Source organism: Paenibacillus sp. FSL H7-0350 (genome assembly GCF_038593195.1).
Lineage (GTDB): Bacteria > Bacillota > Bacilli > Paenibacillales > Paenibacillaceae > Paenibacillus_AQ.
On the sequence record NZ_CP151972.1, the window covers coordinates 2,564,850 to 2,581,622 of the forward strand.

Annotated in this window: 13 protein-coding genes; 1 reads left to right on the forward strand and 12 read right to left on the reverse strand. The window is 51.2% G+C overall.

Translation table 11 applies throughout. The features are described 5' to 3' along the window. Window positions 1–52: 52 nt before the first annotated feature. The 12 genes from NYE24_RS11800 to NYE24_RS11855 all read right to left on the reverse strand — a co-directional run bounded on the left by NYE24_RS11800 (window position 53) and on the right by NYE24_RS11855 (window position 11,957). Window positions 53–2,281, reverse strand: coding sequence for an Ig-like domain-containing protein (locus NYE24_RS11800; RefSeq protein WP_342478729.1), 2,229 nt, complete (start codon window positions 2,279–2,281; stop codon window positions 53–55). A gap of 290 nt (window positions 2,282–2,571) precedes the next feature. Next, window positions 2,572–3,906, reverse strand: a complete 1,335-nt coding sequence (mtaB, locus tag NYE24_RS11805) for a tRNA (N(6)-L-threonylcarbamoyladenosine(37)-C(2))-methylthiotransferase MtaB (RefSeq protein WP_036700544.1) — start codon at window positions 3,904–3,906, stop codon at window positions 2,572–2,574. A 3-nt stretch (window positions 3,907–3,909) separates the two neighbouring features. Beyond that, window positions 3,910–4,674 carry an RsmE family RNA methyltransferase gene (locus tag NYE24_RS11810; RefSeq protein ID WP_036700541.1) on the reverse strand — a complete coding sequence of 255 codons (765 nt, stop codon included), beginning with the start codon at window positions 4,672–4,674 and terminating at the stop codon, window positions 3,910–3,912. 163 nt (window positions 4,675–4,837) lie between these two features. Continuing rightward, a complete protein-coding gene (locus NYE24_RS11815) occupies window positions 4,838–5,521 on the reverse strand; it encodes a site-2 protease family protein (protein WP_036700539.1) in 684 nt (227 codons plus the stop codon). A gap of 2 nt (window positions 5,522–5,523) precedes the next feature. Then, a complete protein-coding gene (gene prmA / locus NYE24_RS11820) occupies window positions 5,524–6,582 on the reverse strand; it encodes a 50S ribosomal protein L11 methyltransferase (protein ID WP_036700536.1) in 1,059 nt (352 codons plus the stop codon). 227 nt (window positions 6,583–6,809) lie between these two features. After that, window positions 6,810–7,391 (reverse strand): DNA-3-methyladenine glycosylase I, encoded by a 582-nt coding sequence (locus NYE24_RS11825; RefSeq protein ID WP_342478730.1) that lies wholly within the window; start codon window positions 7,389–7,391, stop codon window positions 6,810–6,812. A gap of 110 nt (window positions 7,392–7,501) precedes the next feature. Then, complete coding sequence (locus tag NYE24_RS11830) at window positions 7,502–9,166, reverse strand: DUF4179 domain-containing protein (protein ID WP_342478731.1); 1,665 nt, start codon at window positions 9,164–9,166, stop codon at window positions 7,502–7,504. Beyond that, on the reverse strand, window positions 9,126–9,683 hold the full coding sequence (locus NYE24_RS11835) for an RNA polymerase sigma factor (protein WP_036700529.1): 558 nt from the start codon (window positions 9,681–9,683) through the stop codon (window positions 9,126–9,128). The genes NYE24_RS11830 and NYE24_RS11835 overlap by 41 nt, the downstream gene beginning before the upstream one ends. Before the next feature lie 187 nt (window positions 9,684–9,870). Next, window positions 9,871–10,782: a methyl-accepting chemotaxis protein gene (locus tag NYE24_RS11840; RefSeq protein ID WP_342478732.1), complete on the reverse strand. Its 912-nt coding sequence runs from the start codon at window positions 10,780–10,782 to the stop codon at window positions 9,871–9,873. 111 nt (window positions 10,783–10,893) lie between these two features. Further along, complete coding sequence (locus NYE24_RS11845; protein WP_036700525.1) at window positions 10,894–11,253, reverse strand: hypothetical protein; 360 nt, start codon at window positions 11,251–11,253, stop codon at window positions 10,894–10,896. Window positions 11,254–11,375: 122 nt separating this feature from the next. Next, window positions 11,376–11,555, reverse strand: a complete 180-nt coding sequence (locus tag NYE24_RS11850; protein WP_076154204.1) for a YfhD family protein — start codon at window positions 11,553–11,555, stop codon at window positions 11,376–11,378. Window positions 11,556–11,597: 42 nt separating this feature from the next. Continuing rightward, window positions 11,598–11,957: a hypothetical protein gene (locus tag NYE24_RS11855; protein ID WP_342478733.1), complete on the reverse strand. Its 360-nt coding sequence runs from the start codon at window positions 11,955–11,957 to the stop codon at window positions 11,598–11,600. A gap of 559 nt (window positions 11,958–12,516) precedes the next feature. Here NYE24_RS11855 and NYE24_RS11860 point away from each other — a divergent pair. Continuing rightward, complete coding sequence (locus NYE24_RS11860) at window positions 12,517–16,599, forward strand: S8 family serine peptidase (protein WP_342479231.1); 4,083 nt, start codon at window positions 12,517–12,519, stop codon at window positions 16,597–16,599. The last annotated feature ends 174 nt before the right edge of the window (window positions 16,600–16,773 follow it).

Consider the following 16,773-nt stretch of genomic DNA (forward strand, 5'->3'; position numbering starts at 1 on the left):
GGACGAATGTACAGGTCTTATTGCGGCCGCTCAAACCGCCGGCAGCATTACACTACTTCACACTAACGGATACGGAGACTGTCTTGGTTCCCAGTTTTCCTTTAATAGATGCAGTACCTTTGCTCACTGCTGTAATCTGCCCGGCAGCATTCACCTTGGCGACAGCAGGTTTGGAGCTGGTCCAGACCATGCTTCCTGTGACAACTGCAGTGCGTCCGGTATCATACAGTGCGGTTACCACTACGTTTTTGCCTGCTCCCGGTGCAAGATTCAGCCGGTTCTCACTGACCGTAAGCTTCATCAGCTTGGGAACAACCGTAATCTTAACCGTCGCCTGAATGCCTTGGTAGGAACCGGTCAGGGTTGTAGTTCCCTCAGCCAGCGCTTTGACCGAAGTCCCGTTAATGGTGGCCACAGCAGGGTTCGAGGATTCCCAGTTCATTGCACTCGAGAAGTTGGCAGATTTACCGTTTGAAAAGTATCCGGTCGCCTTAATGGACTTGGAGGCCTTGATGTTCATTTCCAGCGTTGCCGGGTCCACTACCAGCTTCACGACCTTCTGTGCAATCGTCACCGGAAAACTAATTGTCTTATTGGAGTAGGTTCCCTTCAGGGTTGCCGTACCTTTGACCAGTCCCTTAATAGTCTTCACAGTGCTTGTCTGCTTAAGAACAGCATTGCTGCCGCTCAGCTCCCACTTAATGCTTCCTGATACGTCCAGCTCGTCGCCGTTCTCCAGTACAGCCTGGACAGCAGGCAGCTGCAACTCTTCACCAATGACTACACCCAGTGCTTCATCAGGCCCGATCAGGACCAACACTTTATTCTGAACCGTTACGTTAAACTGAACTGTCTTGGACCGGATGGCTGTAGCGGAAGCGGAGGTCACTTCGCCATTTTTGAGCTTACCGGTCAGGATAGCTGTGCCTGCCTTGCCGCCGACAAACTTTCCGTCCTTGATAGACACAATCTCTTCATTCGCAGAGGTCCACTCCATCTCATCGCTGATGTCGAGCTTGGTTCCGTCATACTTGGTTCCATTCACTTTCGGCAGGCTGACCGCATCCGCCGTGTATATTTCCTGCTCCGTCTTCTCCAAGCCCAGCTCAGTCAGGGTCGGATAGACGGTGATCTTGAAGCTTTTGCTGATTCCCAGATAGTTAGCCTTGATGATTGAGGTTCCTACTGCTTTACCCGTAACAGTGGCATAAGCGTTACCTGCATCTGCCGTATTGGCAGTTACCGTAGCATTCATCAGGTTATCTGAGGTCCAGACTGCGGACGCTGTTTCGTTCGAGGTTGAATTGATGGCATTACGCATTTCTGCGGTTACATTCAGACTCTCCCCCAGGAAAAGCGACTGGTCGCCGGCAGGCTTCAGCACAAGCGCTTCATATGGCGCACGCACATAGACATCCACCGACTGGGTGACACCCAGATAGCTTGCGGTGATGACCGTTTTACCCACACCCAGGATGGTAATCTCGCCGTCTTTAACAGTAGCTACGCTCTCGCTGGAGCTGCTCCATTCCACCTCATTGCCCAAGGTGATCTCCTGACTTGCCGAAGTGGCTTTGGTCTTGGCGGTCAGCTTGACCGGGTTGTCTCCGACCAGCATTTCCATTTCCTTGACGATGGTGTCTTTCTTGTCTTTCAATACAATAGCGGCATAAGGAAGCTCTACTACCGCTTTGATTGTTTCGGTTAATCCTTTGTACTTGGCGGTAATGGTAGCCTTACCTTCACCGACCAGTGTAACCTTGCCTGCAGCAATAGTCAGCACACCCGTATTCGAACTGCTCCATTCCGTGTCCTTCGTGACATCCTTCTCCGCAGTGGCCGAAGTTCCGCCGATGGCGGTTGCCGTAACAGACAGCAATTCCTCTTTGTCGCCTAATTTATAGCTGCCCTCTGTGCTGCGGGTCAATTTCAGTTCCTTGAAGGAATGGGTGACCGACACCTCTACAGAAGCTATCGCATTATTGTAGGTTGCTGTGATCATCGCCGTTCCTGCACTTACCGGTTTAAGCTGGCCGTTAAGTACCGTGACCACTTCCTGCTTAGAGGAGGTCCAGGTCGCGGCTGCCGTTACATCCCGTTTGGACGCGGAGCCCTCTACATTGGCATATACCTTAAGCTGCTTCGGTGACTGGCCCACGGTAAGCTCAACCTTGGCTGCACTGTCGAATTCAATGGAGATAGTGTCTCCAGCAGCAGCAAAGACGTTTACCGGAAAAGCGGCCACAACGAGCAATATCATAATGAGGAGCGTTTTTGTCATTTTCCTGTACACGGTCATCTGTTCTCTCCTTAGACGGTCTGATTATCGGTGGACTTTTTTCCCACTCTCTTCCACTATATCGACAAATCCGGCCCAAGTCTTTACCCCATTTTCCGTATTTCACGAATCCCGGGCAAATTCAGGACTATGTAACTATATAAAATGCCTCCGCCACTTTTCCCAATCTGTTTTTTTAAGTCCTATTTAAATAGCTAATCACGGGATAACGAAAAAAAGGATGTCTTCCTGCCGCCGAAGGCACAGAAGACATCCTGTAGCAGTCTGTCCGGTCAGGGGGTCGCCACTGCCCGGCTAACACTAACAAGCTCGCCCCGGCATTCATTCACGCCGGCTTCGGTTACCTTCACCTGGCACAGCTCGCCCTGCAGCGAATCGTCGCCGCCAAACAGCACCTGGAGATAGTTGTCGCTGAAGCCGTGCTGGACGCTCCGTCCAGCCGAGCCTTTCGCGGCCCGCTCCGGAATGACAGACAGTGTCTGGCCCACGAAGCGCTTGGCATAGGCCAATTGCATCTCTTCGGAGAGATCGATCAACTCCTGCACACGTGCATTTTTGATCTCCTCATCCACCTGATTGAGCATCCGCGCAGCCGGGGTTCCGGTCCGTTTGGAATACGGGAAGACATGCATCTCCGAATAGTTGACCGCCTTCATAAAGTCATAGCCTACCCGGAACATCTCATCCGTCTCACCAGGGAAGCCGACGATCACATCGGTTGTGATCCCCACATCCGGCATGGCCTGACGGATCAGCTGCATTTTGGCAAAATACTCTTCCGTGGTATACTTCCGGCGCATCGCCTTCAGCACCTCGTTATGACCCGCCTGGAGCGGAATATGCAGATGGCGGCACATCTTGGTGCTGCGGTTCAGCACCTCCAGCAGCTTCTCGTCAATCTGGCTCGCTTCAATGGAGCTGATGCGGACACGTTCCAGCCCGTCCACCTTATCCAGCTCCCAGAGCAGGTCAGAGAGACGGTAGTTCTCCAGATCATCCCCGTACCCGCCGGTATGGATGCCGGTAAGCACGAATTCCTTGTATCCGGCCTCCACCAGCTGATGCGCTTGGGCGACAATTGATTTCGGATCACGGCTGCGCGAGAGGCCGCGCGACCATGGAATGATGCAGAAGGTGCAGAAGTTGTTGCAGCCATCCTGAATCTTCATGAACGCCCGCGTCCGGTCAGCGAACCCGGGCACATCCATCTCCTCGAACTCGCGTGTCTTCATAATGTTGCGAACCGCATTGACCGGCTGGCGCGACTCCTGAATATTCTTTACATGCGTCATGATCTGCTCCCGGTCCTGGTTGCCGATCACCAGATCGACGCCGGGAATATCGAGAATCTCTCCCGGTGAGGTCTGCGCGTAGCAGCCGGTAACCGCTACGATAGCGTCAGGATTGCGGCGGACCGCCCGGCGGATCATCTGCCGGCTTTTTTTGTCGCCTGTATTGGTCACCGTACAGGTATTGATCAGATAGACATCGGCAGAACCCTCGAAATCTACCTGCTCGTATCCATCATTCTTAAAGAGCTGCCAGATGGCCTCGGTATCATAGAAATTGACTTTGCAGCCCAGTGTATAAAAAGCTACAGATGGCATGATTTAAGCTCCTCCCATTTCTCCGGATTCATATAAAATGCAGGCGGCGGCAACCATACCTGCGGTTTCACAGCGCAGAATACGCGGCCCCAGCCCGACAGAGACTGCTCCGGCCTCCTCAGCCAGCCGGCATTCCTCCATACTGAAGCCGCCCTCTGGCCCTACAACGATCAGCACCTTGGCCGCAGCCTCCTGCGGAAGCGATGCCAGCCATGGCGCGGCTGCGCTGCGAAGCTGGAGACCCTCTTCCTTCTCATAGCAGAAATAGACGGCATCATAGCCGCTGAAGCTCTGGAGCAGCTGCTTCCAGCTAAGCGGTGAATGCACCTGCGGAACAATATTCCGGTGCGCCTGTTCAGCAGCCTCCTTGCAGATTTTGCGCCAGCGCTCTACCCGCTTACTCTCCTTGCGCTCATCGTACTGCACGATGGTCCGCTCTGAGAGGAACGGCATGAAGGCTACAGCCCCGATCTCCGTGCATTTCTGAATGACTGTCTCCAGCTTGTCCCCTTTGGGCAGGCTCTGGGCGACGGTAATCTGGATGCGCGGCTCATGAGTCATGGCCAGAGGCTCCAGTATGCTCACGGTGACCAGGCCGATCTCAATTTCAGCGATCTCAGCCAGTGCTTCACGGGACACGCCGTCGCTGACGATCAGCTTATCCCCGGCCTTGCCGCGCATGACCTTGGCAATATGGCGGGCGTCTTCACCGTCAATGCTAACCTTGTCTTGTCCGAACTGTGCCGGAGTTACGAAATAACGCTGCATCTCTCATCCTCATCCTGTCCGTTATTCAGCGTAAAAGCGGCGTAGTCCCCGTCAAATCAGGTCCCGGCCGCCGCTTCACACGTATCATTCATCTACTTAATAATCACATTATATTCTACAACGTTTGCCATGCACTGAACAGTCCCTGTCCATACTGCTCTGCTCAGACCCCGAACATGCCCAGGAACAGCCGGACGAAATCATTGCCGGTCCTGCTAGCCCAGTAGCTAAGCGGTTCTATCGTATAGGCGCGCAGACCCGGAATAAAGATAATCAGCAGAAAAAGGAAAACCGTATACTGCTCATACTGCTGAAGTCTTCCCCGGATCGGACGCGGTGCGATATCTTCTACGATCCGGTAACCGTCCAGCGGCGGCAGCGGAATCAGGTTGAACACGAAGAGGAAGAAGTTGAAGTGGATGAACATCCCGAAGAACCAGTATAGTGCCTGAAGCACCTGGTCGTTCTTAATCGAATCCATTGTCCCTGTTCCCAGCAGAATCGCATAGATCAGCGCACCCAGAATACCCAGCAGCAGATTGCTGACTGGCCCGGCGGCCGAGACGATGACACCCATCAGGCGGGGACGGCGGAAGTTATCCCGGTTCACGGGAACCGGACGCGCCCAGCCGAAGCCCGCAATCAGCAGCAGAATGATACCGAAGAGATCAAAGTGCACCGCCGGATTCAAGGTCATACGGCCCAGCAGGCGCGCTGTAGGGTCCCCAAATTTATTGGCAAAATAAGCGTGGGCGAATTCATGCACCGTAAACGCAATAACAATCGTAATCAGAAAAAACGGAAGCTGCTGTAAAGGATATACTAAAAATTGATCCAGGGAACCCATGTCTACCTCTTTCCGGCTGTGAACGCCACCCAATCTTCTTCGCGGGTTACTTCTAAAATCTCGAAACCGGAAGACTTCAGTGCTTCCGCGACCAGCCCTTCCTTATCCTTATAAATCCCCGAGGTAATATAGATCCCCTCCGGCTGAAGCGCACGGTAGACATCGTCCGTGAACAGCACAATGATCTCGGCCAGAATATTCGCCACGACCACCCGGACCGGCAGAGTCACTCCCAGCCCGTCTGCCGCCGGGGCACCAACAGGAACGGCCTCTTGGTTAGCCGTATTGCTTGACCGGGCTGAAGGCCACATTTCTCCAGCTACGGTATCCGCCGCCCCCTCACCGCCCAGCAGCGAGAGCAGGTCACTCTCCTTCACGGTGACCGCTGACTCCAGCCGGTTCAGCGCCACATTCTCGCGGGCACTCTCCACGGCGACCGGGTCCAGATCCAGCGCCAGGACGGAGGCTGCACCGAGCAGCATTGCTCCGACAGAAAGGATGCCGGAGCCCGTACCTACATCGATGACCTCGTCACCGCTGACAATATGCTTCTCAAGGGCGCGAAGGCACAGCGCCGTTGTCGGATGCGTCCCGGTTCCGAAGGCCATACCGGGGTCAATCTCAATGATTTTCTCATCGGCAGAGGCCGGGGTATATTCTTCCCATGTCGGCTTAATGGTCAGCCGCCGGGAGACGCGCAGTGGCTTGAAGTACTGCTTCCAGGCATGAGCCCAATCATCCTCATCCACTGTCTTCCAGGAGATCTGTGCCAGCCCGGGGTCGATGCCGAACTCTCTCAGCTCTTCCACCCTTGGAGCCACCTCGGCCACAACCGCGTCCATGTCCACCGATTCCGCATAATATCCTTTAATAACCGCTTCCCCTTCAGGGATGTCATTGAGCGGTTCATCGTATAATTCACCGTAACGTGTATCCCGGGTTTTATTCAGCGTCCCGGATTCTTCAATAGAGACTCCGCCCGCTCCGGCCTCAACCAGCAGATTGGAGATCATCTCCTGTGCTTCCTCCGTTGTATGTACCGTCAATTCGTGCCATAGCATGGTAATGAATCCTCCTAAAAGTTTTGCGAGCATTACTGCACCCGACTTTTCTTCGCGCAAAACTCGCTTCGAAAGCATACACTTAGTTTGTAAGCGTTACTTCTCTCGATTCTGCTTCGAACAAACTTACTTCGGAAGCATAGACTTAAGTTTTGCGAGCATAATCTCCCTCCAAACGTATCTTAGCTAGTATAGCATTTCTTACCCGTTCAGCGCCAAACTGCCGTTCAACTCTCTATAGCAGCAGGGGGAGTCCGGCAAAAACAATCCAGCGCATGGTCATCCACCATCCCGGACGCCTGCATAAAAGCGTAACAGATCGTCGAGCCGACGAACTTCATCCCCTTGCGCTTGAGCGCCTTGCTCATCTGATCGGACTGAGGGGTCGTCGCGGGAACCTCGGCTCTGTTCTTCCAGTGATTCACCACCGGCGTCCCGCCGACGAAGCTCCACAAATAACCGGCAAAGCCGCCCTCTTCCTCGCGGCAGATCTGCTGATACACCTGTGCATTGGTAATCACGCCCTTAATCTTCAGACGGTTGCGGACAATTCCCGCATTTTGCATCAGCTCTTCGACTTTGTCCTCCCCATACAGCACGATCTTCTCCGGATCAAAGCCGTCAAAAGCCTCGCGGAAGCCCTCCCGCTTCTTCAGAACCGTATACCAGCTCAGCCCGGCCTGCATCCCCTCCAGCATCAGCAGCTCGAACAGCTTCAGGTCATCAACCAGCGGCTTGCCCCACTCTTCATCATGATAAGCTATGTATACCGGGTCCGTGTTCACCCAATCGCAGCGCTTTACATCCACCGTGCCTCTCTCCTCTGCCGTATGATCCTTCGGCTATACATAAGCCGTATCTATTAACTGTATACGAAAAAAAGAGAAGAACACAAGGTTCTTCCCGTAAAATAATGTTACTATTGTCCTTGCAGCTGTACCCGTGTCTCTTTGTCCGGTGCATTTGTTGTGTAATAGAACATATATATTGAAGCTTCTTTTCCCTTGAAATCCTTGTACTTATTAATACTATGGTTATTTCCGTCTCCTCTGAACTTAGTGGTTACAATGCTGCTGATGAGCCGGTCTTTGCCTTTACCGATGTAGGTCTGATTCACACCGCCAAAATTCGGATCATCACTCTTCGTCTCCACATAGAGGTCTGCCCCCTGCATATAATAGGTCCACTGCACCGGATACCCGCCGGTTTGCCGGATTAGTGTCTGCTTCTCGCCAGAGATGTTCTTTAATTCAAGCGGCGCCTTGTCATCCTCATGCACGGTAACTTTATATTTCCCCACAAGCGTCATTGGTGTGTCTTTGGTAATCTCAAGATTTACCGGCCGCTCGAAGCGCAGTGTCATCAGCTTACGGTCCTCAGAGCCTGTATACCATAATCCGCCATCCAGCTGCTGACCATTCACCTCAAGAGTATAATTAACATACGGCAAATCAGGGAACGGCTCCGTATTACTCCGCACAGCCACTCGGATCTGCGTCGGTGTTACCACCATCTGCTCAATCATGTTCAACGAGTCTCCGGCCTCCAGTGGCAGATTCAGGGCTGTCTTCATCGTCGCACCAGCCATTTGCTTCTTGCTCAGCTCGAAATCGAACGTCCACGGACCATCAATATTGCGTTCAAGCTTGGTGTAACTGAGTTTATACGTGGTTTCATCCTTCGGCACATCAGCAGGCTTGTAGTACTCAAGGGAAGTATATTCTCCGTTATCTCCCGGTTTGCCCATTACGCTTCCCTGAGATTTCTTAACAAGCTGCCCATCCCGGTACGCCATAATTTGCGGGGACGCCAGCCTTCTCGCTTCAGGATCAGAAAAAATAGTGTCTGTGGACAACATCAGACGCTCATTCCCTTCCTTAAAGGGCTGCACGCCAAAGGACTCCAGTCCATCCCGGTTGACCGGGAAGCTCTGCCGCTCCGGTGAGTCCGTATCCAGCTTCAGGTCCACCTCCTGTTGGGAGTAGGACTGAATTCCTGTTGCGCTAAGGCTTACTTTGACTGTCTCCTGGGCCGGACTCCAGTCTGTCTCGAAATAGCCGTTGTACCGCTTGGTTTTCTCGTCCCACTGCTGGTAGCTGGATTCCATGTCATTACCGTTTCCTTTGGCATCCTTAAGGGACATTCCGTTCACATCCCATATTCCGTTGCCCTTGTCTCCACCGACATCCAGGCTGTACAGAATCACTGTGCGGTTCTCATCCGAGAGCGCCGTATGCAGCGTCAGGGTTACTCCATCCTTGGTGATCGTTTGGCCCAGCTGCTGACCCAGATTCTGGGATATCGCAGCCTGTACACCACTTCTATGGTTAAGCAGATCCCCCCAGTCATATTGCACAGCGGCATACACGGGAACAGCCATCAGCACTACGCTGAAGGAGGCTGCGACAGTGATCTTACGCCAGTTACGATGGCGGACCGGGCTATTTGCTCCTGCACGGCTGCCGCCCTTGGAGGAAGCATATCCGGCCTGCTCCATCCGGCCCCACATTTGCTCGAAATCAGGGTAATTCAGCTCCTGATCCTCATTTAAGCGACGCTTTAACTGCGCTTCGGTTCTGTCCATATTCTTCGTCCTCCTTCGCTATGGGCTGAACGCCCGCTTCTTCGAGAATCCTCTTCATCATACGCAGTCCCTTGTGCTGTCTGGACTTCACGGTCCCCAGCGGGATGTCCAGCATCCGGCGGATGTCCTCCAGACTGAAATCATGCATATACCGCAGAGTCAGCACCACCCTGATCTTCGCCGGGAGCCGGGACATGTATCCCGCCCATTCCAGCTTCGTTTCCTTCTGCTCCACCAGCTTGTCTACCAGCGGCTGCGGATTCTCCCTGAACATATGGAGATGCGCCTTCAGCTTCTGCTGCAGGCTGTTCCTGCGCTTCAGATGATTCAGGCAGGTGTTGACGGTGATCTTCATAATCCAGGCCTTCAGATATTCAATGCCTTGCCACTCGCTGCGGAAGAGAGTGATGAATACCTCCTGACACAGATCCTCAGCATCGGCAGCATCATGCACCATATAATAGCAGGTGCGGTATACCTCCTTGTTGTAGGTCTGGAATAATTCCTTGTTATCCACTTAAGCATGGCCTCCCTTCTTGTTCGTTCTGCTTCTTATAACAAATCCGGGCGGTAAAAGGTTCATTTCTGCAGCATATCCAGCTCTATGTAATAAAAAAGCAGCATGTCCACCTGGTGTACACAGGCTACATACTGCTTACGATAGATTATACGGAATAAATGCTCAACTTCAGAGTAAGCACATCTTAGATAATGTTCATAACCTCGCGTGCCTGGTTGTCCAGCTCCTGCGCAGAGCTTGCGATCAGCGTGAACTCATTCAGAGCCACTTGAATCTGCTGCTGACTGAGCTGCACATTATCCTGCACCTGGTTCAGTCCAATGGATATTCTCCCGACCTCTTCTGTAATGGCCTGGACACTGTCCCGGACTTCGGTAATCTGATCCTGCACTATCGCGGACAGCTTTCTTACCTCTTTGGCCACCACATCGAATCCCCGGCCGAATTCTCCGGCATGTGCAGCCTCAATAGCTGCGTTCAGGGCAAGCAGATGGGTCTGGGAAGCAATATCACGGATGGTCTGCACTACGCCGCGGATCGCAGCCGCCTGCTTTTGCAGACTTAGCAGGGTTTCGGTATTCTCGCTCGACACCTCGGCAATCCTGTCAATACTCAGCAGCAGCTCCTGACTCCGCTCAATTCCTTTGTCCGCACGCTGATTAAGGCTATCCGCCATTCCCTGCATCAGCTCCACGACATGGCTCATGTTATTCTGTCTCTCCGTAATGTTGGTGGCCACCTTGGATACGCCGATGACATGGGTATCTGTCTCATCGAACACCGGCATATATGTAGCTTCCAGCCAGACCGAATTTCCCTCTGCGTCCATCCGTTCAATTTTGTCCTGGAAGCTCCGGCCAGCCATTAAATTCTGCCAGAACAACTCATAATCCGGACTGTTCACGAATGAAGGGAAGCACAGCTGGCTGTGCTGCATGCCGTACATATCCTCCGTTTTGTATTTCACTGACTGGGCAAAGAGCTCATTGACATAGGCGACACGACGGTCCAGGTCAAACCGGATCATGGCGAGATTCTTTTCCAAAGCTTTGACAACCAGTTCGTCTGTAACTGTCTGGTCTGCTAGATTTTCCATGTTGACTGCTCCCTATACATCTCAATTTTTAACTGATATGCGGACGATATTCTCTTATTTCTATATACTCCTATTAACGGCTGTTCAGGCTTTTTGGATGATATGTTTTTTTTAATTTCCTATCTTAATCCCCCATACGCTGTCCTTCCGGTAAGCAGCCGCTTCTCGCAGCTCTGGAAGTCTCGTATCCTGCGGATAATGCCGCTCCAGATACAAGGCGAAGACCTGGCGCAGGCCGATCTCCTTGTCCAGCTTGTTGAATTCATTGGGGTGCTTTTCCATTTCGGCAATGGAAGCTTCCCAGCGTCCAAGATCTGCCGCCTCCGACTGCTCTGATTGGACCTTATCAGCGAGCATTCGTAACCCCCGGTAAGCTTGTTTCACTTTGGAGGAATAGACCTGTTTCTGGTTCAGAAAGGTTAAGAGTGCCACCAGCAGCGCCAGCCCCACCCACATTATCACTGTATCCACTTATGTATCCTCCCGGCTTCGCATATCACTCCATTATACACGCCACAACACAAAAATACCCCACTTACGCAGGGTATCGATAGCAACAATTCGCCTGTTCATCTCTTCTTGACTTTACTGAATTATTCCTTCTTCATGATCTCTCCCAGCTGCCGCTTGTCCGCCTCCCGGGAACGGTCCATGGCCTCTATATCATCCTGATCTGCTTCAGCCGCTGAGAATTCAACATCCTCGGCCTTCGCCTCATAGAGCATTTTCATTTTATCGGTTTTGGAAAAGATTTTCGAGTTCTCTCTGTCCATAGCTTGCCATCAGCCTCCAATGTATTATCTGATTCTTCAGCTTCAAATCATTCCGCCGGCTTCCTCAATCAGCGACATCGCCTGACCATGGACAGACGCATCGACAATAACCGTCAGCAGAATATTTCTGCCTGTCGGTCCGCCATCCCCGCCGTGGCTCATTCCGCTCCCGCTCGTATGCGCCGCAGCTAAGATACCCGTATGGTCACTGACTGCTGTCATCGAATCCATGCTTGCCAAATTGCCGGTAACCGGATTCACTCCCGGCTCCTGCCCGCTCCCCCCAAACCTGCTGAACCGTTCAATCGAAATCTCCTCTGCGCGCAGTGCCTGCAGCTTACGCGAGACCCCTTCCGCTTCTTCCGGGGTTTTGAAGTAGGCCAGTATACTTTTTTCAGACATCGGAATTCCCTGCTTTCTGCCTGGTATTCAGCGTTCAAGCTTACTTGGGTATTTTGGATTTCCGGACAGGAATTTATACATTTTGGTTTGCTGTGGCTCCAGAGAATATTCAGACTTCCACCCTCTGTTTTCTACAGATTTCATAATTCTGAAGCCACACTTCTAAATTTCCAGCCCTATTTTTCGCCGGGCAACCATGTAAGTATTTATGACGAAATTTGTTTTTTCATCTGTTTTTTTGTATTTTTTTGTCTTTTTTAATTTCATTAGTAGTTTTAAAAGCTTATTTGTGTCAACTAACATTCCACATAAAACGAAAACATTCTCAAAACTCTATAAATTTTGTGTGGATTTTACAAATAACCAGTGGTAAAATCTTCTTAATATTTTTCCTAGTAATCTTGACGGAAATAAACCGGATTAATAGAAAAGGAGAATCCGCCTACTGTCTGTAGCAGGAGAGATGTAAGCCAGAACCAACATCATATTGTGGAGGGGATTACATTTGGAGTGGACAAAATTACCTCGTAAACTATCATTACTAACTTTATCATTGGGTGTGGCTGCAAGTATGATTCCAGGCGCGGCATTCGCCGCCAGCAGCTTGAAGACCCCCGTATCAGGCAATCATCTTCCAGCCTTGATTCCAGCGAATCAGCCTTATATTTCTCCACAGATTAACACCAACTCCTCAAATCTTGTCCGGGTTATCGTTCAACTCAGCGGCCAGCCTGCTGCCGTCGGCAAATATGCTGCCAGACAAGGAATTACAGCGCTCGCCAATACAGCGACTGAAGCTGCGGTAAATAGACAGCAGGAAGAAGTACTTGATAAGGCTGAAGCCAAGAAGATTGACCTCACCGTCAATTACAAGTACGACACAATTCTGAACGGCTTTGAAGTCACCGTTCCGGCTAACAAAATCCCTGAGCTGGCGAAGATCTCCGGCGTGTCTTCCATTTATCCGAACAGCACCTGGTATGCTCTCCCTGATCAGACAGTAACCGAAGTGACTTACAGAAACGACAATGCTCCCCTGAAGCAGATTCATGCCGATTGGGCAGCCGACCACGGTTTCGACGGGACCGGACTGAAAGTCGGTGTAATCGACACCGGTGTTGACTACACGCATCCGGATATTGCTGCGGCTTATAAGGGCGGATATGACTCCTTCTATCAGGACAATGATCCCTATGAAGAAGTACCGCTGACTCCGGGGGAAGATAAAGAATATGGTGTTGGCTATGCGGGAACTTACCACGGTACGCATGTAGCCGGCACGATCATCGGTCAGTATGCAGCTAAGGGTGATGTGGCTCAGAAGGGTGTCGCTCCCGGGGCTGACTTGTATGTCTACAAAGTATTGGGGCGCAATATTGATAAACCGGACACCTCCTCCGGATCTTCCGCTCAAGTCATTGATGGGATTGAACGTGCGGTGAAGGACAAAATGGATGTCATCAACCTGTCGCTCGGCTCCGATTCCGAGAAGGATGTCAACTCTCCGGATTCCATTGCGATTAATAATGCGGTTCTCTCTGGAGTGACTGCTGTCATTGCAAATGGGAATAACGGGGAAAATGGCCAATATTTCTCAATGGGTTCTCCAGCTGCTTCCCAATTGGCCATTTCAGTAGGTTCAGTGACCAGCCCTATTGACGCTTACTCCGGCGAATTCAAGGCGGAAATTGCAAACTCAGTAACTTCTGTTACTTACGATACCTACTTTCCATTCCATATGATGGCGTATGAGCTGGCAAATGATGATTTTGCCACTATCATTGGTACTAAACCAGTACGTGTTGTGTACGCTGATCTTGGAGCGAAAGAAGATTACCCTGCTGAAGACATCAGCGGTTCCATCGTATTGGTATCACGTGGTGAACTGGGCTTTGCAGATAAAATTGCGAATGCCAAAGAGCGTAAAGCTAGAGCAATCGTAATTTTCAACGGAAATGCCGAGGAAGTGGACGATGAGTTTCAAGCTATTCTAGACGAAGACTACAAAGATCGTAATGGTTTCATTGGCGTGAATCTAGGTAATAGTTACCAAAGTATACCTACATTTGACATCGAAGGCTCCAAGGGACGCAAGTTAGCCAGAGCAATTCTGGCAAATGGTGATAATCCAACATATTTCACCTTTGGTTCAGAATATAAACATGAAATGACAACTGGTGATACAATGAGTAATTTCTCATCGTTAGGACCGAACTTTGATGGTAATCTAAGCATCAAGCCGGACATTGTTGCTCCTGGTGACGGAGTCTTGTCTACATGGCCAGCTTATGGCAAAGGTCATCCGAAAACAGATTATTCCAAAGCATACAACCGTATTAGCGGCACCAGCATGGCTACACCTCATGTTGCAGGTTTGTCTTTGCTTATTAAACAAGCCCATCCGGACTATACACCATTCGATATCCGTGCGGCACTAGCCAATACCGCAGTAGGTCTAAAGGTTAACGGCCAACCACAAGATCTTTATCGTCAAGGTCCAGGACGCGCCAATGTAGAAGATGCAATTAACACTCCCGCACTGCTGCAGGCGGTTGAACCTATCTCCATTCTGGACAAGAACTTTGTGCCTCAGAACGTAATCAACTACAATCCATCCACAAGCTTTGGCACATTACTTCCAGGTTCTGAAGCTACGAAAGTCCTGCAATTGAAGAATATGAGTGATAGCACGCTCACCTATTCCGCTTCCGTAGAATGGAACTATGGTGATCCTAAGGTATCTGCGGCTCTCGACAAATCATCGGTAACTGCAGCCGCGAAAGGTGCCTCCACGTTCAACCTGAAGGTCACCGTTGCTGCTGATACTGAGCCACAAATGCTGCAAGGTAATATCGTACTGAAAGCAGACGGGCAGCCAACACTTCACTTGCCTTTTGCAATCAATGTAGATAAGACAACCGGACAACCTGATTGGGGCACAGGCATTCAGGAAGCTGCACTGAGCCAACCGATTGTCTACACTAATTCAAGTGCAGTATTGAACTACAAATTGAAGGCTGAAGATATTAACTACTATGAAGTTAATCTGATTGGGCTTGATGATATCAAGAAGGGCTCTTTCCAAGTATCCACGACCGGTGCGCCGGATAAGTTCTTCGAGCCTGGCAACTATAGTACGGTGATATCATCCACCTATCACCCATATGACCATAATGGTGATCCAATCCTGGATGCTAGCGGCAACCCGGCAGTTGCCAGCCTGACCGATGGGGTCTACAAGCTTGAGATTCTTGGAATCAAAGCCAAAGATAACACCAAGACTCCGATCAAAATTGATTATAATAAGGATTCTTACTACAGCACCTACACCTCATTCCGCTTTATTACTGTCTCTGGCAGTGGAAACAATGGTGGCGGCGGTGGTGGAGGTGGCGGCACAGTAGTAACGCCAACACCTGTAGTAGTTCCAGCTCCTGTGAAGTCCCTTGTTGAAGAAGGGGTTCAACAGGTAACGGTAACACCTCTAACTGCATCGAAGGATGGTGTAACGACAGTAACCGTCAGCGACAGCGATCTGAAGGCCGCTCTGGCCAAAGCAGCTGCTGCCAAGACAGCCGTTGTCATCTCCGTCAGCAGTATCGCTGATAAGTCTGCTGAACTGAGCCTGACCGCAGAGCAGTTGAAATTACTCGCAGGTATGCCAGCAGGCAGCACCGTTATTGTAAATATTGCCGGATCTGCTGTATCTCTGCCTGTATCCTTACTTGCGGCTTCCCCTGCGGGCCAGAGCTTGAAGCTAGTAATCAAGCAAGAGCCGGATGCAGCCGGCAAGCTGATTGCAGGTACTCCGGGTGCCAAGATCATTGGAACCCCGGTATCTTATGAAGCTTCATGGACTACAGCTACAGGCAGCACTTACTTGAATGTTCCAACCAACGTGTTCATCAAGCGCACCTTCACTGTACCAGGCAAGATTGAATCGAAGACTGCTGGTGTGCTGTTTGAAAAAGACGGATTGGTGACTCCGGTTGCTTCGGTCTTCACACCACAAGCCGATGGAACAACCCTTGTGACCGTAAGCCGTCCAGGCTTCTCCGTGTATGCAGCAGTCAGCAAACCGGCAGCAGCCTTCACAGACATCGCTAATTCCAAATCAGCTGTTGCCATCCAGACACTGGCTGACAAGCTGATTATCCAAGGAACTTCGGCAACTACTTTTGCACCGCAGAGCAACCTGACCCGCGCCGAGTTCACAGCCCTCTTGACCCGTGCACTGGGTCTGCGTACCGATGCCAGCGTAACCTTCTCCGATGTGAAATCAACGGACTGGTACGCTAAGGATGTCGCCGCAGCTTCCAAGGCCGGTCTGATTCTGGGTATCGGAGGCGGCAAGTTTGCACCTACGCAAAAAGTAACCCGCCAAGAGCTCGCTGTCATTCTGGACAGAGCAGTGAAACTGACAGGCACTGAGCTGAAGGCTGTTGCTAATCCTTCGTTCACAACTTACTCCGACAGCGCTAAGGTAGCCCCTTACGCCAAGGACAGTCTGCTAGCCCTGACCAAAGCCGGCGTCTTCGCCAGCGAATCAGGAATTGCCTTCAATCCAACAGCTCCGGCAACCCGTGAGACAGCAGCCGCTGCACTCTATGAATTGCTGAGCAAGAGCGGTTTGATTCAGTAGTAGACTAAACTTAAGAGGCTGTCCCAGTAGTCATTACTTGACTACTCGGGACAGCCTTTATTTGTTTGGTTAAGAACCGTTTGAGCACTTGAACAGACGCTGCTGACATAACCGTACACTACCTCTGATTGCATTTACTACATTAGATTCCCCTTTAATTCATCCTAATAGATA